General features: G+C 71.1%; 15 protein-coding genes and 1 tRNA gene. 11 read left to right on the top strand and 5 right to left on the bottom strand.

The window, feature by feature from the left end; all coding sequences use genetic code 11:
- Positions 1 to 98: 98 nt before the first annotated feature.
- Positions 99 to 524: an OsmC family protein gene (locus AC3WRT_RS10665; RefSeq protein WP_492721685.1), complete on the top strand. Its 426-nt coding sequence runs from the start codon at positions 99 to 101 to the stop codon at positions 522 to 524.
- 83 nt (positions 525 to 607) lie between these two features.
- Here AC3WRT_RS10665 and AC3WRT_RS10660 read toward each other — a convergent pair whose 3' ends face one another.
- On the bottom strand, positions 608 to 1,042 hold the full coding sequence (locus AC3WRT_RS10660) for an SRPBCC domain-containing protein (protein ID WP_492721682.1): 435 nt from the start codon (positions 1,040 to 1,042) through the stop codon (positions 608 to 610).
- A 123-nt stretch (positions 1,043 to 1,165) separates the two neighbouring features.
- Here AC3WRT_RS10660 and metG point away from each other — a divergent pair, with 123 nt between their 5' ends.
- The 6 genes from metG to AC3WRT_RS10630 all read left to right on the top strand — a co-directional run bounded on the left by metG (position 1,166) and on the right by AC3WRT_RS10630 (position 9,217).
- The gene (gene metG / locus AC3WRT_RS10655) at positions 1,166 to 3,073 is read left to right on the top strand and encodes a methionine--tRNA ligase (RefSeq protein ID WP_492721678.1); all 1,908 of its coding nucleotides are present in this window, start codon (positions 1,166 to 1,168) and stop codon (positions 3,071 to 3,073) included.
- Complete coding sequence (locus tag AC3WRT_RS10650) at positions 3,070 to 3,951, top strand: TatD family hydrolase (RefSeq protein WP_492721676.1); 882 nt, start codon at positions 3,070 to 3,072, stop codon at positions 3,949 to 3,951. The genes metG and AC3WRT_RS10650 overlap by 4 nt, the downstream gene beginning before the upstream one ends.
- Positions 3,952 to 4,136: 185 nt before the next feature.
- Entirely contained in the window at positions 4,137 to 5,294 is a 1,158-nt protein-coding gene (locus tag AC3WRT_RS10645) for a resuscitation-promoting factor (protein WP_492721675.1), read from the top strand.
- A gap of 107 nt (positions 5,295 to 5,401) precedes the next feature.
- Positions 5,402 to 6,328 carry a 16S rRNA (adenine(1518)-N(6)/adenine(1519)-N(6))-dimethyltransferase RsmA gene (gene rsmA, locus AC3WRT_RS10640; protein ID WP_492721673.1) on the top strand — a complete coding sequence of 309 codons (927 nt, stop codon included), beginning with the start codon at positions 5,402 to 5,404 and terminating at the stop codon, positions 6,326 to 6,328.
- A 30-nt stretch (positions 6,329 to 6,358) separates the two neighbouring features.
- A complete protein-coding gene (locus AC3WRT_RS10635; RefSeq protein ID WP_492721671.1) occupies positions 6,359 to 7,300 on the top strand; it encodes a 4-(cytidine 5'-diphospho)-2-C-methyl-D-erythritol kinase in 942 nt (313 codons plus the stop codon).
- A gap of 51 nt (positions 7,301 to 7,351) precedes the next feature.
- Entirely contained in the window at positions 7,352 to 9,217 is a 1,866-nt protein-coding gene (locus tag AC3WRT_RS10630; RefSeq protein WP_492721669.1) for an ABC-F family ATP-binding cassette domain-containing protein, read from the top strand.
- A gap of 115 nt (positions 9,218 to 9,332) precedes the next feature.
- Here the strand turns inward: AC3WRT_RS10630 and AC3WRT_RS10625 are convergent, their stop codons facing one another.
- Positions 9,333 to 12,560: a M36 family metallopeptidase gene (locus AC3WRT_RS10625; protein WP_492721668.1), complete on the bottom strand. Its 3,228-nt coding sequence runs from the start codon at positions 12,558 to 12,560 to the stop codon at positions 9,333 to 9,335.
- A 149-nt stretch (positions 12,561 to 12,709) separates the two neighbouring features.
- Here AC3WRT_RS10625 and AC3WRT_RS10620 point away from each other — a divergent pair, with 149 nt between their 5' ends.
- Positions 12,710 to 13,072 carry a VOC family protein gene (locus tag AC3WRT_RS10620; RefSeq protein ID WP_492721666.1) on the top strand — a complete coding sequence of 121 codons (363 nt, stop codon included), beginning with the start codon at positions 12,710 to 12,712 and terminating at the stop codon, positions 13,070 to 13,072.
- 14 nt (positions 13,073 to 13,086) lie between these two features.
- Here AC3WRT_RS10620 and AC3WRT_RS10615 read toward each other — a convergent pair whose 3' ends face one another.
- Complete coding sequence (locus AC3WRT_RS10615; protein ID WP_492721665.1) at positions 13,087 to 13,623, bottom strand: MarR family winged helix-turn-helix transcriptional regulator; 537 nt, start codon at positions 13,621 to 13,623, stop codon at positions 13,087 to 13,089.
- A 55-nt stretch (positions 13,624 to 13,678) separates the two neighbouring features.
- Here AC3WRT_RS10615 and AC3WRT_RS10610 point away from each other — a divergent pair, with 55 nt between their 5' ends.
- Complete coding sequence (locus tag AC3WRT_RS10610; protein ID WP_492721663.1) at positions 13,679 to 14,485, top strand: methyltransferase domain-containing protein; 807 nt, start codon at positions 13,679 to 13,681, stop codon at positions 14,483 to 14,485.
- A gap of 429 nt (positions 14,486 to 14,914) precedes the next feature.
- Here the strand turns inward: AC3WRT_RS10610 and AC3WRT_RS10605 are convergent, their stop codons facing one another.
- Entirely contained in the window at positions 14,915 to 15,520 is a 606-nt protein-coding gene (locus tag AC3WRT_RS10605) for a TetR/AcrR family transcriptional regulator (protein WP_492721858.1), read from the bottom strand.
- A gap of 361 nt (positions 15,521 to 15,881) precedes the next feature.
- Here AC3WRT_RS10605 and AC3WRT_RS10600 point away from each other — a divergent pair, with 361 nt between their 5' ends.
- On the top strand, positions 15,882 to 17,945 hold the full coding sequence (locus tag AC3WRT_RS10600; protein ID WP_492721661.1) for a sigma-70 family RNA polymerase sigma factor: 2,064 nt from the start codon (positions 15,882 to 15,884) through the stop codon (positions 17,943 to 17,945).
- A gap of 99 nt (positions 17,946 to 18,044) precedes the next feature.
- Positions 18,045 to 18,123 (top strand) — tRNA-Gln (locus tag AC3WRT_RS10595).
- Between the two features lie 114 nt (positions 18,124 to 18,237).
- Here AC3WRT_RS10595 and AC3WRT_RS10590 read toward each other — a convergent pair.
- A partial coding sequence (locus AC3WRT_RS10590) for a DUF4082 domain-containing protein (protein ID WP_492721660.1) occupies positions 18,238 to 19,818 on the bottom strand: 1,581 nt, incomplete at its 5' end.

Genomic DNA, 19,818 nt, shown 5'->3' with positions numbered 1-19,818 from the left:
TTGCCGCCGCGGGAACAGCGCGGAAGGCTGGTGCCGTTGCCTCCACGAGGGCCGGCGACTCGTCCGGCCGAGCCGAAAGCACAGCGAAGGAGCAAGGCATGGGCACCACCCGCACCGCCAGCACGCACTGGGAGGGTTCCCTCTTCGAGGGCTCCGGCCAGGTCAGCCTCGAGAGCTCGGGCGTCGGCACCTACGACGTCAACTGGGCCTCGCGCGCCGAGTCGGCGAACGGCAAGACGAGTCCCGAGGAGCTCATCGCGGCTGCGCACTCCTCGTGCTACTCGATGGCGCTGTCGAACGGCCTGGCCAAGGCCGGCACGCCGCCGACCACCCTCGACACGACGGCGAACGTCACGTTCGTGCCCGGCACCGGCATCACCGAGATCGCGCTCAGCGTCGTCGCCGACGTCCCAGGCATCTCCGCCGAGGACTTCGAGGCCGCCGCCGAGGACGCCAAGGCCAACTGCCCCGTGAGCCAGGCCCTCAAGGCCGTGCCGATCAGTCTCGAGGCGCGTCTGGGCTGACAGCCCTGCCACGTGGACCGGCGCCGACCCGCACGGGCCGGCGCCGGTCGCGTTGTTCGGCAGACGTGCTCGTCTCGACGCGGTCAGGCGGACTCAGCTGCCCGCTTGAGCGCCTCGAGCATCGACTGCCAGTTCTGCCCGAACTGCTCGGCCTGCTCCGGCGACTCGTTGCCGTCCTGCTCCAAGGTCACCGTCGTCGGGCCGGAGTCGCCCGCGGCGTCGATCGTGTAGGTGACGGTGTGGTAGTTCTCCGGCCGGTCCGGCTGGCCCATCAGCGGGCTGTAGTGCGTGACGGAAAGACGGCGGGGAGCGTCGGCCTCGAGCACCTCGCCCTTGTCCTCGTAGGGCCTGCCGTTCATCTCTCCCTTCCAGGTGATCGGGCTGCCGACCTGCCAGTCGGTGCTGACGTCGGTGCCCACCATCCACCGCCGGATCGTGTCCGGGTCGGTGAGCGCATGCCACGCCCGTTGCGGCGTCGCGTCGATCCTGACCTCTGCGTGTGCAACATGGCCTCTCATCCCTCCGTCATACCCTGCGGGCGAATGCGGCGGGGGAGCTTCGCGCCGGTCGGTGACCCGGGGCCGGCCGCCCGGCGGGAACGCGTGAGCGGCGGCCCGCGGCGCCCGCCTAGGATTCACGCCATGACCAATGTCCTGTCTGCCGTCGCCTGGCCGTACACCAACGGCCCGCGCCACATCGGCCACGTCGCCGGTTTCGGTGTGCCCTCCGACGTCTTCAGCAGGTACATGCGGATGGCCGGGCACGACGTCCTCATGGTCTCCGGCACCGACGAGCACGGCACGCCGATCCTCGTCCTCGCCGAGGAGGAGGGCCTGACGCCGCAGGAGCTCGTCGACAAGTACAACGCCGTCATCGCGCAGGACCTCACCGACCTCGGCCTGTCCTACGACCTCTTCACCCGCACCACGACGCGGAACCACTACGCCGTCGTGCAGGAGATGTTCCGCCAGGTCCACGCCAACGGCTACATGGTCGAGCAGACGACGCGCGGAGCGATCAGCCCGTCGACGGGGCGCACCCTGCCCGACCGCTACATCGAGGGCACCTGCCCGATCTGCGGCTTCCCCGAGGCGCGCGGCGACCAGTGCGACAACTGCGGCAACCAGCTCGACGCCGACGAGCTGATCAACCCGCGCAGCAAGATCAACGGCGAGACGCCCGAGTTCATCGAGACGCAGCACTTCTTCCTCGACCTTCCCGCGCTCGCCGGCGCCCTCGGCGAGTGGCTCGACGGCCGCGAGGCGTCGGGTACGTGGCGGCCCAACGTCATCAAGTTCTCCCAGAACCTCCTCAAGGACGTCCGCCCCCGGGCGATGACCCGCGACATCGACTGGGGCATCCCGATCCCCCTCGAAGGCTGGGAGGACAACCCGTCCAAGCGGCTCTACGTCTGGTTCGACGCCGTCATCGGTTACCTCTCGGCCTCCATCGAGTGGGCGCGCCGGGTCGGCGAGCCGGAGCGCTGGCGCGAGTGGTGGAACGACCCAGCGGCCGTGTCCTACTACTTCCAGGGCAAGGACAACATCACCTTCCACAGCCAGATCTGGCCCGCCGAGCTGCTCGGCTACGCCGGCAAGGGCGACAAGGGCGGCCAGCCGGGGGAGTACGGCGTCCTCAACCTCCCCACCGAGGTCGTGGCCTCGGAGTTCATGACCCTCGAGGGCAAGCAGTTCTCGACGAGCCGCAAGCACGTCATCTACGTCCAGGACATCGTCGCGCGCTACGGTCCCGACCCCATCCGCTACTTCATCTGCGCGGCGGGGCCGGAGAACCAGGATGCCGACTTCAGCTGGGCCGAGTTCGTCCAGCGCAACAACAGCGAGCTCGTCGCCGGCTGGGGCAACCTCGTCAACCGCACCGCCGCGATGGTCGCGAAGAGCTTCGGCGAGATCCCGAGGGCGTATGCCGTCGAGCCCGTCGACGAGGAGCTGCTGGCCACCGTGCAGGGTGCGTTCGCCACCGTCGGCGCCTCGCTCGAGCGGCATCGGCAGAAGGCCGCCCTCGGGGAGGTCATGCGGGTCGTCGGGGAGGCCAACGCCTACGTCTCGAGGACGGAGCCGTTCAAGCTCAAGGGCGAGGACCAGCGTGAGCGGCTGTCGACGGTGCTCCACACGTTGACCCAGGCCGTCTCAGATATCAATACGCTCATCGCGCCCTTCCTGCCGCACGCGGCCAACCGCGTCCACGCGGTCCTCGGCGGCCCGGGCGAGTTCATGCCGATGCCCCGGCTCGAGGTCGTCCGGGACCTCGACGACGAGGCGCGCAGCTACCCGGTCATCACCGGCGAGTACTCCGCGACGCCGCGCTGGGAGTCACGGCCGGTGGTCGTCGGGACGCCGATCGCCAAGCCGACCGGCGTCTTCGTCAAGCTCGACGCCGAGCAGGTCATCGAGGACGAGCGCTCCCGGCTCGGTGACTCCGCGCCCGGGGGCACTCGTCACCACTCCGACCCGCTCGCAGCGCCGAGGATGGCCAGGCCGAGGCGCGACGGTGAGGCTCCCGGCACGGACGAGGCGTCGACCGCATGAGCCCGAACGCGTCGGGGCAGCGGGGCCGGCCTGAGGCCCTGCCCGATCCACTGCCCGTCGACGTCGTCGACAACCACGTCCACCTCGACATCACCCGCGAGGGCGACGAGCCCTTCGCCGTCGCCGACGCGATCAAGGCCGCCCGTTCCGTCGGCGTGACGCGGCTCGTGCAGGTGGGCTGCGACCTCGACGGCATCCGGTTCACCATGGACGCCATCGAGGCGCACGACGAGGTCGTGGGCGGAATCGCCTTGCACCCCAACGAAGTTCCACGACTTTCGGGTGCCGGCCGCCTTGACGAGGCCTACGCCGAGGTGGAGCGCTGCGCCGCGCACGACCGCATCCGCGTCATCGGCGAGACGGGGCTCGACTACTTCCGCACCGGACCTGAAGGGGTCGCCATCCAGCAGGACGGCTTCCGCTGGCACATCGACCTCGCCAAGCGGCTCGGCAAGGCTGTGCAGATCCACGACCGCGACGCCCACGACGACGTGCTCCGGATCCTCGACGAGGAGGGCGCACCCGAGCACACGGTCCTGCACTGCTTCTCGGGCGACCTGGCGATGGCGCGCGAGTGCGTCGAGCGGGGCTACCACCTCAGCTTCGCCGGCACGGTCACCTTCAAGAACGCGCGCGGACTGCGCGACGCCCTGACGGCCGTCCCGCTCGACCGGCTGCTCGTCGAGACCGACGCGCCCTACCTCGCGCCGGCGCCGCATCGCGGGGCCACGAACGCGTCGTTCCTCGTCCCCGTGACCATCCGCGCCATGGCCGGGGTGCTCAACCTCGACGTCCCGACGCTGTGCCGTGCGGTCTCCGAGAACAGCGAGCGCATCTACGGGCCGTGGGGTGCTGAGCGACGCGGGATTACCGCCTAGCGCACCGAGGATCGCTGCGTCCAGCGACACCCTTGGCCGTTACCGAAATTTGACCTGGCGTGGGCCTTTCGGTCACTGTGGACGACTGTTGGCCGGTTGCCACCCCGCATCGACCTCCTCCCGACGACGTGAGGAGGACGGATCGAGAGCGCGTTGCACCCGGATCGTTCGACCTTCGGAGTGCCTTGATTTCTCGAAACGCCAAGATCCTGGCCGCCGCTGGCGCGGCCGTCGTCCTCACCGGTGGTGCGGTCGGCGCAACCCAGCTCGACAAGACCGTCAACCTCTCGGTGGACGGCGCCGCCCGCTCGGCGCACGTCTTCGGCAGCAGCACCGTCAGCGACGTCCTCGACGACCAGGGGATCGCGGTGAAGCCGGGCGACGTCGTCGTCCCCGCCGCGAACGCTCCCGTCAGCGACGGCGAGACGATCACCGTGAAGTACGCCCGCCTGCTCAAGCTCACGGTCGACGGCAAGACCCGCGAGCTGCGCACCACCGAGACCACGGTCGACGGGGCCCTGCTCGCGCTCGGCCTTCGCGGCGACGGTGCGCGTCTGTCGGTGTCGCGCTCGGAGACCATCGGTCGCCAGGGCCTGTCCGTGACCATCGTCACCCCCAAGGCCGTCACCGTCACGGCCGACGGCAAGACCACCACCAAGACCATCGCCGCGGCCACTGTGGGCGAGGCGCTGACGCAGCTCGGCGTGACCCTCGGCAAGGCCGACAAGGTCAACCCGCCCGTCACGACGGCGCTCACCCCTGGGACGAAGATCGCCGTGCAGCGCGTGCAGACCAAGGACAAGAAGGTGGCCCAGCCCGTCGCCTTCGGCACGACGAAGCAGAAGACGAACGACCTCTACGCCGGCCAGACCAAGATCTCACGGGCCGGCGTCGCTGGTGTGCGCACCGTGACCGTCCGCACCACCGTGCTCGACGGCAAGGTCGTCTCCACCAAGACCATCTCCTCGACGGTCACCAAGGCCCCGGTCGACCGGGTCGTGCTCGTCGGCACCAAGCAGCGGCCCGCGCCGAAGGCCCCCGCCCCCGCGCCGGCGCCGACCAGCAGCCCGAAGACCAGTGGCTCCACCTCGGGCGCGGGCATCAACCTCGCCCGCGCGTCGATGTGGGACAGCATCGCCCAGTGCGAGTCGAGCGGGAACTGGCACATCAACACCGGCAACGGCTACTACGGCGGCCTGCAGTTCCTCACCTCGACCTGGCTCGCCTACGGTGGCGGCGACTTCGCCGGCCGCGCCGACCTGGCCAGCCGTGAGCAGCAGATCACCGTCGCCAACCGCGTGTATGCCGACAACGGCACCTCGCAGTGGCAGTGCAAGGCCTGACCTGACACCAGCCCGACCGAAAGAGCAACCCGTCCTGGGCGTGGTTCGGCGCATGTCGCCTGAATCGGGACGGGTTGCTCTTTCGATCGTGGCCATAGGGTGAGCGCATGACGAAGAAGGACGCCCCGGCGCAGGCCGAGGACGCCGCGCTCCTCGGGCCGACACAGGTGCGCGAGCTCGCCGAGCGCCTCGAGGTGCGGCCCACCAAGCAGTGGGGTCAGAACTTCGTCGTCGACGCCAACACCGTGCGCAAGATCGTCCGCGTCGCGGGCGTCGGCCCCCGCGACGTGGTCGTCGAGGTCGGCCCCGGTCTCGGGTCCCTGACTCTCGCCCTCCTCCCGGTCGTCAAGCGGGTCACGGCCGTCGAGGTCGACCCGCGTCTGGCCGGGGCCCTGGAGGAGACGGTGCGCTCCCTGCAGCCGCACAACGCCGACAAGCTGCGCCTCCTCGCGGCCGACGCACTGACGGTCACAAAGCTCCCGGGCCCCGACCCGACGGCCCTGGTGGCCAACCTGCCCTACAACATCTCCGTCCCGGTCGTGCTGTCCTTCCTGCAGCACTTCCCGACCATCGAGCGAGTCCTCGTCATGGTCCAGCTCGAGGTGGCCGAACGGCTCGCGGCCAAGCCGGGCAACAAGACGTACGGCGTCCCGAGCCTCAAGGCCGCCTGGTACGCCGACGTCGAGCTCGCAGGCAGGGTCGGGCGCAACGTCTTCTGGCCCGCGCCCAACGTCGACTCGGGGCTCGTGGCCCTGCGCCGGCGCAAGCCGCCGAAGACGACGGCGAGCCGCGAGGACGTCTTCCGCTGCATCGACGCCGCCTTCCTCCAGCGGCGCAAGGCGCTGCGCGGCGCGCTCGCCTCGTGGGCCGGCTCGCCGGACGCCGCGGAGCAGGCGCTGCTCGCTGCGGGGATCGACCCGCGTACCCGTGGTGAGCAGCTCGACATCACCGCGTTCGCCCGGATCGCGGAGGCGCGCCCGGCGGGCGTCGGCCCGGCCCAGCCCCGGGCACGTCGCGGCAGCCATGTGCCCTGACGGAGGACGTCCGGACCATAGGGTGGGCGCATGACTGTCGCTCCGACCCTGCCCGGCGCGGTGACCGTGCGGGTCCCGGCCAAGGTCAACCTCGAGCTTCGCGTGGGGCCCCGACGGCCCGACGGCTACCACGCGCTCGCGACCGTCTACCAGGCCGTGTCCCTGCACGACGAGGTCTCCGTCGCGCGCTGGGAGGACTGGCAGGTGGTGGCCGCCGGCACGTATGCCGACCGGATCCCGATCAATGGCCAGAACCTCGCAATGCGCGCCGCGCGGCTGGTCGCCGACCGGTGGGACGTCGACGAGCGCCTCTCGATCCGCATCGACAAGGACATCCCCGTGGCCGGCGGCATGGCAGGAGGCTCTGCTGACGCCGCCGCGGCGCTCGTCGCCTGCGACCAGCTGTGGGCGCTCGGCCTGGACCGGGAGGAGCTGGCCGAGCTGGCCGCCTCGCTCGGCAGCGACGTGCCGTTCATCCTCACCGGTGGCAACGCCATGGGCTCGGGAAGAGGCGAGCAGCTCGCGCCCGTGCTTGCTCGGGGCACCTTCCACTGGGTGCTGGCGATCAGCGACACCGGTCTGTCGACCCCCGAGGTGTATGCCGAGTGCGACCGGCTGCGCCAGCAGGAGGGGGTCGTCGCCCCTGAGCCCCAGGTCAGCCAGGAGCTGATGGCGGCCCTGCGATCCGGCGAGCCCGCGGCCCTCGGCGCGGCGCTCCACAACGACCTCGAGCCGGCGGCGTTCTCGCTGCGCCCCGAGCTGCGCGACCTGCGCGACGCCGGCGTCGAGTTCGGCGCCCTCGGCGGGATCGTCTCGGGGTCGGGCCCGACCGTCGCCTTCCTCACCGAGAGCCACGAGGCCGCGCTCGACCTCTCGGTCTCGCTCGCCGCCTCGGACCTGTGCCGCGACCTGCGGCGCGCCAAGGGCCCCGTCCACGGCGCCCACGTCGTCACCACGCCCCGCGCCGACTGATCGGGGACGGATTGCTCTCTCGATCGGGGGAGCGCATAGGGTCAGTCAGCGATGGCCAACCTCATCTCCCTCGAACGCGTCTCGCTCGTCTTCGGCACGAGCCACGTCCTCGACGACGTCAGCCTGGGCGTCCTCACCGGCGACCGCATCGGCGTCGTCGGTGTCAACGGCGGCGGCAAGTCGACCCTGCTGCGCATCATGGCGGGCCTGCAAGAGGCGGACTCCGGCCGCATCACCAAGCAGGGCGGCGCGGACGGCATCCGGATCGGCATGCTCTCGCAGGAGGACGCCCTCGACCCCGGCTGGACGATCCGCGAGGCGGTCCTCGGCGACCTCCAGGAGCACGTCTGGGCCGGCGACCCGCGTATCCGTGACGTCCTGACCGGTCTGCTGGGCGGCATCGACGCGCAGAACGTCGGCGGCCTCGACAGCAGGGTCGGCCCCAAGTCCGGTGGCGAACGCCGCCGCCTCGCCCTGGCGCGCCTGCTCGTCTCCGACCCCGAGCTGCTCCTGCTCGACGAGCCCACCAACCACCTCGACGTCGAGGGTGTCGCCTGGCTCGCCGACCACCTCGCGACCAAGCGACCCCGCCCCGGCAACGCGACAGTCGCGATCACGCACGACCGCTGGTTCCTCGACGCGTACGCGACGATGACGTGGGAGGTCGAGTCCGGGAAGGTCAGCGCCTTCGAGGGCGGGTATGCCGCATACGTCCTCGCCAAGGCGGAGCGGGACCGGCTGGCCGGGGTCGTCGCCGACCGGCGCTCCAACCTCATGCGCAAGGAGCTCGCCTGGCTGCGCCGTGGCCCACCGGCGCGCACGAGCAAGCCGAAGTTCCGCATCGACGCGGCCAACGCGCTCATCGCCGACGAGCCGGCGCCGCGCAACAGCGTTGAGCTCGCGTCATTCGCCAGCCGGCGCCTCGGCAAGGACGTGCTCGACCTGGAGGACGTCACCGTCACCGTCGGCGAGCCGCCCCACGAACGCCGGCTCCTCGACCACGTGACGTGGCGGCTCGCACCGGGGGAGCGCATCGGGATCGTCGGTGTCAACGGCGCCGGCAAGTCGACGCTGCTGCGTGCCCTGACCGGCGAGATCCCGCTCGATGGGGGCCGGCGCAAGATCGGCAAGACCGTCGCGATCGCACACCTGACCCAGGAGGTGCGGGAGCTCGAGCGCTTCGAGCAGTGGCGCGTCATCGAGGCCATCGAGGACGTCAAGCAGTGGACGACCCTCGGCGACAAGGAGATCAGCGCGAGCCAGCTCGCCACCCGACTGGGCTTCCCCGGCGGGCGCCAGCAGTCGCGGGTCGGTGACCTGAGCGGTGGTGAGCGGCGGCGGCTGCAGCTGACCCGGCTGCTCCTCACCGAGCCGAACGTCCTCATCCTCGACGAGCCGACCAACGACCTCGACATCGAGACCCTGACGTCGCTCGAGGACGTCCTCGACGGCTGGGCCGGGACCCTCGTCGTCGTCTCGCACGACCGCTACCTGCTCGAGCGGGTCGCCGACAAGCAGCTGGCCCTGCTCGGCGACGGCAAGGTGCGTGAGCTGCCGGGCGGCGTGGAGGAGTACCTCCGGCTCCGGGCGGCGGACATCGCGAGCCACGCCGCCCGCTCAACGGCCCCTGCGTCGAGCAGCCCCGCGGCCGCCTCCGGCCAGCACGACAGCGCGCCCTCCGGCTCCGCGCCCACGGCCAACCCCGCGGAGGTGCGGGAGGCCCGCAAGTCGATGGCGCGCATCGAGAAGCAGCTCTCGCGCCTGCAGGACCGCGAGGAGCGCCTGCACGGTGACATGGCCGAGAAGGCCACGGACCCGGCGGCGCTCGCTGACCTCAACGCCAAGCTGCAGGCCGTGGTGGCCGAGCGCGAGGAGCTCGAGCTCGAGTGGCTGGAGGCCGCCGAGATCGTCGGCTGACCCGCCGCCGACGACCCCCTTCCCCGCAACACACCGAGTAGGTCACAACCCACCGGAATCCGATCCCGGTGGGTTGCGACTTTCACGGTGTGTTGCGGGGGTGTGCCCTGTCGCCTCAGCGGTTGTCGACCGCCGTGACGTCGACCGTGACGTTCGCACCGGTGTAGAGGTGCGTCAGGACGTAGACCGACCCGGGCGGGATGGCCGCCGACTCGTCGGCCGCGGCCGTTGCCGTCGACCCCGTCAACGCACACGCACTGTCGAGGAAGTAGAGGTCGAGGTCGTGACCGACGGTGTCGTCGAGCGGGCTGGTGCCCTTGACCGACACGGAGTGCAGACCGTCAGAGAAGCCGGACGGGAGCTTCGTCACCCAGCCGTCGACGCCCTGCGACGCGGGCGGGAAGGTGCACGTCGTGTTCATCTCCGTGCCGGTGACCCCGAAGACGTTCTGCAGCCCGGTCGGGTCACCCGCTGCCGGGTTGTTGGCCGTGATCGTGCCGTGGTCGCGGTAGGGAGCGTCGGGCGTGACCGTGCCGTTGGCGACGGTGGCTCCCGAGCCGAAGGCCTCGATCTCGGCGACCTGCGCGTACGTCGCGGTGTCGCCCTGCACCGAGTCGACGAAGAAGCGCAGGTAGGCGGCCTTGGTCGGCGTCGTCAGGGCGAACGTCGTGTAGTTGAGGTCCGGCGCAGCCGGCCGCGGCGCCTGGTAGCCGAAGGCACCGGTGCGGGCGGTCTTCCAGGTCACCCCGTCCAGCGAGGTCTGCACGGTGAAGCCCTTGAGCGCGGCGAAGCGGGACGCGTTCGTCGCCTTGTACGCGCTGACCCGCACCGAGCTGACGGTCGCCGGTGCAGCAAGCTTCACCGTGACCCTCTCGTCCGGACCGGCGTTGTATGCCGTCGCGCCGGCCTTCGTCGACCACACCGATGCGGCGGTGTCGTCGAAGGCGAACTTCGCCGGTGCGCCGTCGTCCTGGCTCGAGACCGAGACGACCTGCGCGCCGGCCGCGGTGGAGGCCAGGTTGGGAGCGAGCGAGATCCTCTTCGCCACGTTCTTGCCTGCGGCGACGGAGAAGCCCTCGATCGTCTGGGTTCCGAAGCCGGGTGCCTGGATGGTCAATGGGTATGTGCCGGCGACCGCCTTGACCGTCGCGCCGCCCGCCGAGCCGGTGCGCGCGAGCGGGGTCACGCGTGCCTCGAACCGTCCGAGGATGACTCGGGCGTTGGAGATCGGCTGGCCCGTCGTGGCGTTGACGAGGCTCAGCGCGACTGTGCCGTTGCCGGAAGCGGCGGGCACGTCGAAGGCCGGCTTCGGGTCGGTGTCGTCACCGGTGTTGCTCGAGGCCGAGACACCCGCGCCGCGCTTGGCGAAGACCGACCAGATGAGCGCCGTGTTGTCGCCGTGGTAGCGGTCGAGGTCGGCGGACAGGATGCCGTCGCGCGCGTCGAGGAACGACGGGTTCGGGGCTGTGAGCGGCATGCCGTCGGTGATGAGCCTGGCTGCGACGTCGGCGCCCTTGGCAGCGCCGTAGCGGGCGACGAGGGCCTTGCGCAGGTCCCACAGGGTGGCCGTCCAGATCTCGCCGTCGGCGTGCACCTCGGGGCCGGTGAGGTCGTAGCCGATGTCGCCGAACGTCGTGGGGTTCTGGTCGTAGTTCCAGTTGCGGATGCCGCGGGTCGCGTTGCCGGTGACGTAGTCGCCGACGACCGGCTTGGTCAGCAGTCCTGCGGAGAAGCCGTGGTTGAGGGCGTACCAGTCGGACCAGCCCTCGCCCATCGAACCGGCCTGCTGGGAGGCGAGGCCGGCACCACTGGCGACGTAGCGGTTCGACAATCCGTGGGTGTACTCGTGCTGGATCACCGACATGTCGAAGGAGCCGTCGCGGTAGGGACCCTCGAAGGCGTCGTCGATGGGCTCCCACAGGAACATCCCGCTCCACGGCGGGATGCCGTCGTCGAGCGTCAGCATGTACGCGTTGTCCCGACCGGTGTAGGTCGGCGCGCCACCCGACGCGGCACCGGCCTGGACCAGGCCACGGACCGCGTCGCCGCCCTGACCGCCCTTGCCGGCGTTGTCGGCCTGGAAGTTGCCGGCCGACTCGGTGAACCCGAGCGCGTAGTACTCGTCGTGGATCCGGTTGTGCTGGAAGAAGAGGTTGGTCGCTGCCGCGTTGAGGTCGTCCGCGTAGGACGGCGGCACGGTCTGGCCCTTGGTCGCGGCCCAGCGGTTCGCGTACGCGTAGTCGAAGGCGCCCGTCGGCGCGACCGGTCGCGGTGCGTTGTCCACGGGCGCCAGGTAGTTGGACCAGTTGGCGTAGGTGTCGGCGTTGTTGCCCAGCGTCGTCACCCCGGTCCCGGTGGCCCCGGTGAGGTCGACCCAGCCCTTGGGCGACGCGGCGGTGGGGCCGAAGGACTGCTGCCGCGGCTGGCCGCCGTTGGCCGCGCCGGGGTAGTTGTCGTAGACGGTCCCGTGGGCGTCGTCGAACTGGACGACGCTGACCCGGTGCAGCACCGCGCCGGTCGTGCCGTCGACGATGACCTCCCAGGCCTCCGTCTGGCTCTTGATGAAGAAGACCTTGTACGCGGCGACGGGGCCTGACCGGGTCGGGAAGGCCACCCTGCGCACGTAGCCGGGACCGGCGAACGGCCCGCGCGAGAAGGTGGTGAAGCCGGCCTGCGTGCCGTCCACGACGGGCGCGTACGCCGTCCCGGGGGCGAGCGTGCCCGCCACCTTGACGAGCGCTCCCGCTTCGCCGAGCACCCACGCTCCGGCCAGCGTCGCTCCTGGGGCCGACTCGCCGGCATACGACAGGATCCGTCCGTCGGAGGCCACCGCGACGTTGAGCCGGCCGCCGCGAGCCGCCGGCACGCCGGCGAAGGTCTGCGCGAAGCTCACCACGTGCGTGCCCGTCCCGGGGAGCTCGTGGTCGCGCGCGACCTGGAGGGACTGGATCTGCGCGGTGCTCAGCCCGAAGGCCGAGGGCTGCGAGGCGAGCCAGTCGCGTGCCACGTCGACGGCCGAACCGGCGCGGGCGGCGGACAGGTAGCCGGTGGCGTGCACTGCCCGCAGCGTGCCGAAGCGGGGGTCCCACGTGGCCCGGGCCCCGGGACCAGCGGACGCGAGCAGGCTCGTCACCGCGGTGCGCGCGGCGCTCGCCGGGAGGACGGACTTGGTGACGGCTCGGGTGTCGAGCGTCTTGAGCAGGTCGGACACGGTGTCGGTGAGCGTGTCGCTGACCGGGGGCAGGGCGGCCGACGTCGTCGTCGCCGCAGCGAGCGGGGCCCCCGCCGCCGCCGTGACCAGGCACAGTCCCACAGCCAGGACGTGCTTGCGAGTGCTGTTCACGCAGATCTCCTAGGAGTGCTCGTCGGGCCGCGCCGAGGTGGGCGATCCGGTGCACGAGAAACGACGCAGGGTCGCCAGAAGGTACGAAGGTCTTTCGCGAGCCGTCGAAAGGCGTTGAATTTATCTTGACGTCAAGATAAATTGGAGGCATGGAGATATTCCTGCACCACGTCCAGGTGTCCGGACCCGCCGGCTGCGAGGACGCCATGCGCGCCTTCTACGTCGGAGTCCTCGGCATGGTCGAGGTGCCCAAGCCGGAGCGGCTCCGGGCGCGGGGTGGGGCGTGGTTCCGGGCGGGCACGGCCGAGGTGCACGTCGGCATCGAGGACGGCTTCCGTCCTGCCCGCAAGGCACACCCGGGCATTGCCGTCGCGGATGTCGACGTCCTGGCCGCCGCAGTTGAGGGGGCCGGCGCGCCGGTCACCTGGGACGACGCCATCCCCGGACTGCGCCGCTTCCACACCGCCGACCCGGTCGGCAACCGGCTGGAGTTCCAGCAGGCTCGGACGTGAGCCGGGTGCCCAGCTCAGCCGTGTGCGTCGCCGCGCCGGGTCTCGCGCCTCTCGAGCGGGGCGAGCATCCGGCGCAGCAGGCCGGCGAGCTGCGTGCGGTCGGTCGCGGACAGCTCGGACAGCAGCGACTTCTCCTGCTCGATGAGGTCGGCCATCGCAGAGTCGACGACGTCACGACCTTCCGGCGTCAGCCGCACGAGCACCCCGCGGCGGTCACCCGGGTCGGGGCGCCGCTCCACGAACCCGCTGCGCTCGAGCCGGTCGACGCGGTTGGTCATCGTGCCCGACGTGACGAGCGTCTGCTGCACGAGCTGGCCGGGGGAGAGCTCGTAGGGCTCGCCGGCACGGCGCAGTGCGGAGAGCACGTCGAAGGCCCAGCCGTCGAGCAGGTGCTCGGAGAAGGCGGAGCCCCGAGCCAGGTCGAGCCGGCGTGCAAGGCGCGAGACCCTCGAGAGCACCTCGAGGGGCGACACGTCGAGGTCCGGGCGCTCGCGGCGCCACGCCGCGACGATCTCGTCGACGTCGTCGGCTGGCCTGCGGTCGGCGCTCATGGTCCGACTGTAGTGCTCGTCAAGACTCTTGACATCGAAAGAAAGTGAGGTCGCCATGACCGACTCCGCCTGGGACCCGCGACAGTACGCCGTCTTCGCCGGACACCGCGGCAGGCCCTTCGCCGACCTGCTGGCTCGCGTCGACGCCAACGAGCCCCGCCTGGTCGTCGACCTCGGCTGCGGCAGCGGCCAGCTGACCCTCGGACTTGCCGAGCGCTGGCCCGAGGCCCAAGTCGTCGGCATCGACAGCTCCCCGGAGATGCTCGAGCAAGCCCGTGAGCTGGACACCGGTGGCCGGGTCGAGTGGGTCGAGGCGAACGCCGAGGACTGGGACCCGACGGCCACTGGGGCAGGCGCCGACGTCCTCGTCACCAACGCGACCCTCCAGTGGGTGCCCAGTCACCTGCGCCTCATCCCGTCCTGGGTCGGGAGCCTCGCGCCCGGCGGCACGTTCGCGATGCAGGTGCCGTCGAACTTCGACGCACCCTCCCACCGACTGATGCGTGAGGTCGCAGGGCGCCACCCGCGCGCGGACGATCTTCGTCCGGGACTCGACCGTGCCCGGGCCGTCGCCCATCCTGGCACGTATGCCGCGCTCCTGCTCGACCTGACGCCTCACGTCGACGTGTGGCAGACGACCTACCAGCACGTGCTGCCCGCCGACCCGGAACAGCCCCACCCGGTCCTCGAGTGGGTGCGCGGAACCGGCCTGCGTCCGGTGCTGGGGGTGCTGGACGAGAAGGAACGCGACGCGTTCGTGGCCGACTACGAGCGCGAGCTCGAGACGGCATACCCCCGTCGGTCGTTCGGCGTCCTCTTCCCATTCACGCGTACCTTCGCCGTGGCGCGAACGCCGTGCTGACCCGGAGCCTTCGGTGACGCCGGTAACGACGTGGTCCGTCGGTGGTAAGGGCCGGGGCTTGTTGCCGGACACCTGCCGGGGTCCGGAGAAAATATTCGGTCAATTTCTGGCATTTCGACCCATTTGGCAAAACCATGTCATGAAATAGGGCCTGGCACGTCATACAGGTGACGGCGCCGCAGGGGTTTCCCGCTTTGTCAGGGGAGGGAGTGGCTCCTACGGGGCTGTGTCTCCGGTGGTGCTGTCAGGTTTCGTCCTTCCGCGTGGTTTCGTGGAGGGGATCATTCGGAAGGACGAAACCTGCTCATCCTCTGCCGGCGACTCGGCGCTGGCCGCGACCCTTGGCAGACTGGTTCCCGGCGGGAGCAAGGGGTCGCCGACGCCACGGGGGAGACCTGGACCAGGACCGCCGTGCCCTCGTGACGCCGGTCAGCGGTGGGGGAGGGTGACCAGCCCCGGGCTGCGGTCGAGGCCCGACAAGCCGTTCCACGCGAGGTTCACCAGGTGCGCCGCCACCTGGTCCTTCTTGAACTTGCGACGGTCGAGCCACCACTGTCCGGTCAGGGCCACCATGCCCACGAGCATCTGGGCGTGGATCGGCGCGGACTTCGGGTCGAGACCCCGCTGCTTGAACTCGGCCGCGAGCAGGTGCTCGACGTGGACGGCGACGTCACCGAGGACGCTCGCGAACGAACCCGTGGACTGTCCGGGCGGTGAGTCGCGCACGAGGATGCGAAAGCCGGAGGGGTCGCTCTCGATGTAGTCGAGCAGGGCGAGGGTGGCCCGCTCGAGCAGTACCCGGGCACCCTCCGGCTCCTCCAGGGCGGCGCTGATGCCACCCATGAGGGCTTGGATCTCCCGGTCCACGACGACGGCGTAGAGGCCCTCCTTGCCGCCGAAGTGCTCGTAGACGACGGGCTTGGAGACGTTGGCTCGCGAAGCGACCTCCTCGACGGTCGTCGCTTCGAAGCCCTTGTCGGCGAAGAGCCTGCGGCCGACCGTGATCAGCTGCTCGCGGCGCTCCGGGCCGGTCATGCGGGCCCGGGGGCGGGAGCGCTCGGTGCGGTCAGCGTTCACGAAGCCATTGTGCAGGGCTGCGTGTGCAACCGATGGCCCCCCGGGGCGCGGGCGCGCGACTTTGCGGAATCACGTCATGAAACGAGGCCCCATCCGTCTTGTTAACGGCGGGAGGACGCGGCCGGCGCCGGGCATGGGGGGACCAGAACGTCGCGAGGCCGCCGACGGGCCGGTCGCATGACCACCGGGAGGGTGGCCACGCGACCGGCCCGCTGCCGTTGCCCCGCGCAGACCGATGTGCCGGCATGCACGGAAACCACCCCCGGCGCGCCCGCCTGCCCGACAATGGAGTCTTCCCTGCCCCTCGGGAGGACCGCCGGTGTCTGCACACACGATCGGATCGCCCCTCGGGTCCACGTCAGCCGTGGAGCCCGACGGGACTGACTCGGCCACGCCGAGTGACACGGAACTGCTCGCGCGCGCCCGCCTGGGTGACGACGCGGCGTTCGCCATGCTGTGGCGCAGGCACCTGCCCGCGGCGTATGCCGTGGCGACGCGCTTCCGGGGACGCGTGACGGCCGAGGACCTCGTTGCAGAGGCGTCCGTCCGCATCCTTGGCCTGCTGCGTGCGGGAGCAGGCCCCACCGACAATTTCCGGTCCTATTTCACGTCGACGGTCCGCACGGCCGGGGTCGACGCCGTGCGCCGCGAGATGAGCGCGGTTCCCACCGAGGCGCCCGACCTGGAGCTCCTCGCCGATGCGGTGCCGGCGGTCTCGGTCCTGGGGGCGAGCGGGGTCGACGGCGACCTGGTGCGAGAGGCGTTCCGACGCCTCAGCGACGCTGACCGAATCGTCCTGTGGCACACCACTGTCGAGGGCTCCACGCCGCGTGTCGTGGCGCCGTTGCTGGGGGTGTCCGCCAACGCCGTCAGTGCACGCGCGATGCGGGCCCGCGATGCCCTCCGGAAGAGCTACCTCGACGTCTGGGTGCAGCGACGCGTCCCCGTCTGTGGGGCGCCGGAGTGTCGTTGGACGCTCGATCACCTCGGCGGTCTCGTCCGTGGGAGGCTGACGGCTCGGCAGCGCACGCGAGCGACGACCCACCTCGAACAGTGCCCACGCGATGCCCGCCTCGCGCGTGAGCTCCAGGTCGTCCACGACCGCTTCGGCGCCATGACCGGCCCGCTCGTCCTGCTTGCGGGGGCCGCGATGATCGGCCACCTGGGGCACGGCACGATGGCCGGCCTGGTGAGCACCACGGCAGCAGGCGCCACTGCGGCCGGCCCGGCCGCCATCGGAGCCACGGCCACGGGCGCGACAGCCGCCGGGGCCAGTGCGGCGACGACCTCCGCGGCCACCGTCGGTGCCACCGGCGCGACGGCGGGCGCCACCAGCGCAGGCGTCGCGTCGTCCGGTCTTGCCACCGGCGTCGGGGCCGTCACCACAGGGGCGGCTTCGTCCGCCACGGCAGCGGCCACGGCCACGGCAGCGGCCACGACCACGGCAGCTGCCACCGCTGTGGCCGGCGGGACGGCGGCCACGGTCTTGCCCGCAGCGGCAGGAATGGCGGGCTCGGCGGCCCTGGTCTCCGGTGCAGGTGCAGTCGCCGGTGGTTCCATCCTCGCTGGATCGACCCTCGGGCCACCTCTGGCCACCGCCCTCGCCGGACTCGTCGTCGGGCTGGGCGTCACGGTGGCCCCAGCGGCTGCGCACGAGGCACCGACGCTGCCTCCGACTGCCCTGGTGATCGGCTCTCACGCGAGCCTCACGGCGGCCGGAACGAGCGCGCGCTCGGCCCCGACCGACCTGCTCCAGCTCGTGGACCTCGGACCGGCGCTCGCCGGCGGCGGGGGGGCGACGAGCTCGTCCGACGTCGCGCCCGTCCTGACGCCGCAGGCCGTCGTCGGCAATGCGGCGCCGCCGGCATCAACGGCATCTCCCGCGCCGGACGCTGTGACGGCGCCCGTGGCAGGGACGGCACCTGCGGCAGGGACGGCGGACACGCCTCCGCCGGCATCGTCCGCGACGGCGGCGGACCCGACCGCACCGGCCGCGGCAAGTGCGCCAACGGCCTCGAGTGCACCGGCGGCCCCGACGGAGTCAGCGCCGGTGGTCGAGACTGCGCCGTCGACGGTCGCGTCGTCGCCAGCGGCCGAGAGCCCGGCTCCTATGGCCGTCACGCCGACTGCCACGTCCCCCGACCCGTCCGAGACGTCTTCGGCGGACCCCGTGACGTCGGCGCCTGCTGACCCCGCTCCAGCAGACCCGTCGCCGGCAGCTCCGGCTGACACGGCCAGTGGAGATCCCGCTCCTGTCGTCCCGGCCGACCCCGCACCTGCGGGCCCGTCCGAGGAACCTGCTGGCTCTACTGCCGTCGTGGATGCGCCCGTGGTCCAGCCGCTCGGAGAGCTGCAGCCCGGGGGCGCGCCGAGCGCGCCCTGACCCTCTGGGTCCGCGCCCTGACCCTCTGGGTCCGCGCCCTCACCCTGCTGGTCCGGGTGTCGTGCGCTGCTGCACTACTCTGTGCTCGTCCCTCGACGATCCCCGGTTGGTCTGCCGGCAGGGCCCGCCTGACTTTGAATCAGGACAAGCGACGCAGGTTCGACTCCTGCCCGGGGAGCACTCGATCTGTGATTGGGCGGAAACGTGTGCCCCTCCGCACGACACCTCCAGGTCCGCTCGGCCGGCGTTAAGTGTTTGCAGTGCGCCGGCCGGCCTCACTGTCAGCGATTGCTCACTGGGCGTCGAAGACGACGTCGACCCAGTAGTTGGTGGACTGGTAGGTGTTGTTGGGGAAGGTGCTGGTTCCGTTGTACGCGTAGGTGCCGTTGCCGCCGCTGGTGCCGTCCTTGATGGCGTGCAGAGGCGGGTTGTCGACTCCGGCGGTGGCGAAGGCGTTGCTGTCGCCGGCGTAGCGTCCGACGGGGGCGAAGTAGGAGGCGACGTAGACGGTGCCTGCGGTGATCGCTACCGGGGTGGCGAAGTTGACTTGTTGCCAGCCGGTGGTGGTCTCGTTGGTGAAGCTGGCGGAGGCGAGCTTGGTGCCGGTCGAGGTCCACAGGGTGCCGATGTGGGTGCCGGTGTTGCCCGTGCCCTTGTAGAAGCGGATGCCGGTGATCTGGCCGGCCACGTCCGAGGTGAACTTCACGCCGAGCTCGACGGAGGAAGTGTCGGCGATGCTCGGGACGGTGGGGACGGCGGTGGTGGACCAGATGGTGCACGCGACGCAGCCGGTCGGCGTTGTCGGGGTGACCGCCGTTGAGGCGGCCGAGTCGGGGCTGGTGCCGATGGTGTTGGTGGCCGAGACCTTGAAGGTGTAGGCGGTGCCGTTGGTCAGGCCGGTGACGGTGCCGGTGGTGGCCGGCGGGGAGCCGGTGACGGTGGTGGGCGTCTGGGCGGTGGTGCCCGCATACGGGGTGATCGTGTAGCTGGTGATCGCGCTGCCGCCGTTGGCGGGCGCGGTCCAGGACACGGTGGCCTGCTTGTCCCCGGCCTTCGCCGTCACACCGGTCGGCGCCCCCGGCGATGTGATGCTTCCCGAGAACACCACGTCGACCCAGTAGTTGGTGGACTGGTAGGTGTTGTTGGGGAAGGTGCTGGTTCCGTTGTAGGCATAGGTGCCGTTGCCGCCGTTGGTGCCGTCCTTGAGGGCGTGCAGGGGTGGGTTGTCGACTCCGGCGGTGGCGAAGGCGTTGCTGTCGCCGGCGTAGCGTCCGACGGGGGCGAAGTAGGAGGCGACGTAGACGGTTCCTGCGGTGATCGCGACCGGGGTGGCGAAGTTGACTTGTTGCCAGCCGGTGGTGGTCTCGTTGGTGAAGCTGGCGGAGGCGAGCTTGGTGCCGGTCGAGGTCCACAGGGTGCCGATGTGGGTGCCGGTGTTGCCGGTGCCCTTGTAGAAGCGGATGCCGGTGATCTGGCCGGCCACGTCCGAGGTGAACTTCACGCCGAGCTCGACGGAGGAAGTGTCGGCGGTGCTCGGGACGGTGGGGACGGCGGTGGTGGACCAGATGGTGCACGCGACGCAGCCGGTCGGCGTTGTCGGGGTGACCGCCGTTGAGGCGGCGGAGTCGGGGCTGGTGCCGATGGTGTTGGTGGCCGAGACCTTGAAGGTGTAGGCGGTGCCGTTGGTCAGGCCGGTGACGGTGCCGGTGGTGGCCGGCGGGGAGCCGGTGACGGTGGTGGGCGTCTGGGCGGTGGTGCCGGCATACGGGGTGATCGTGTAGCTGGTGATCGCGCTACCGCCGTTGGCGGGCGCGGTCCAGGACACGGTGGCCTGCTTGTCGCCGGCGGTTGCGGTGACGCCGGTCGGCGCGGC

This window comes from Terrabacter sp. FW104-15G4B (assembly GCF_058790095.1).
This window is presented reverse-complemented; position numbering and strand designations above follow the sequence as displayed.

Coding starts and splice junctions, on each gene's coding strand:
- AC3WRT_RS10665 (WP_492721685.1), top strand. CDS start 99: ATGGGCACCACCCGCACCGCCAGCACGCACTGGGAGGGTTCCCTCTTC.
- metG (WP_492721678.1), top strand. CDS start 1,166: ATGACCAATGTCCTGTCTGCCGTCGCCTGGCCGTACACCAACGGCCCG.
- AC3WRT_RS10620 (WP_492721666.1), top strand. CDS start 12,710: ATGGAGATATTCCTGCACCACGTCCAGGTGTCCGGACCCGCCGGCTGC.
- AC3WRT_RS10630 (WP_492721669.1), top strand. CDS start 7,352: ATGGCCAACCTCATCTCCCTCGAACGCGTCTCGCTCGTCTTCGGCACG.
- AC3WRT_RS10635 (WP_492721671.1), top strand. CDS start 6,359: ATGACTGTCGCTCCGACCCTGCCCGGCGCGGTGACCGTGCGGGTCCCG.
- rsmA (WP_492721673.1), top strand. CDS start 5,402: ATGACGAAGAAGGACGCCCCGGCGCAGGCCGAGGACGCCGCGCTCCTC.
- AC3WRT_RS10650 (WP_492721676.1), top strand. CDS start 3,070: ATGAGCCCGAACGCGTCGGGGCAGCGGGGCCGGCCTGAGGCCCTGCCC.
- AC3WRT_RS10615 (WP_492721665.1), bottom strand. CDS start 13,623: ATGAGCGCCGACCGCAGGCCAGCCGACGACGTCGACGAGATCGTCGCG.
- AC3WRT_RS10605 (WP_492721858.1), bottom strand. CDS start 15,520: ATGACCGGCCCGGAGCGCCGCGAGCAGCTGATCACGGTCGGCCGCAGG.
- AC3WRT_RS10610 (WP_492721663.1), top strand. CDS start 13,679: ATGACCGACTCCGCCTGGGACCCGCGACAGTACGCCGTCTTCGCCGGA.
- AC3WRT_RS10660 (WP_492721682.1), bottom strand. CDS start 1,042: ATGAGAGGCCATGTTGCACACGCAGAGGTCAGGATCGACGCGACGCCG.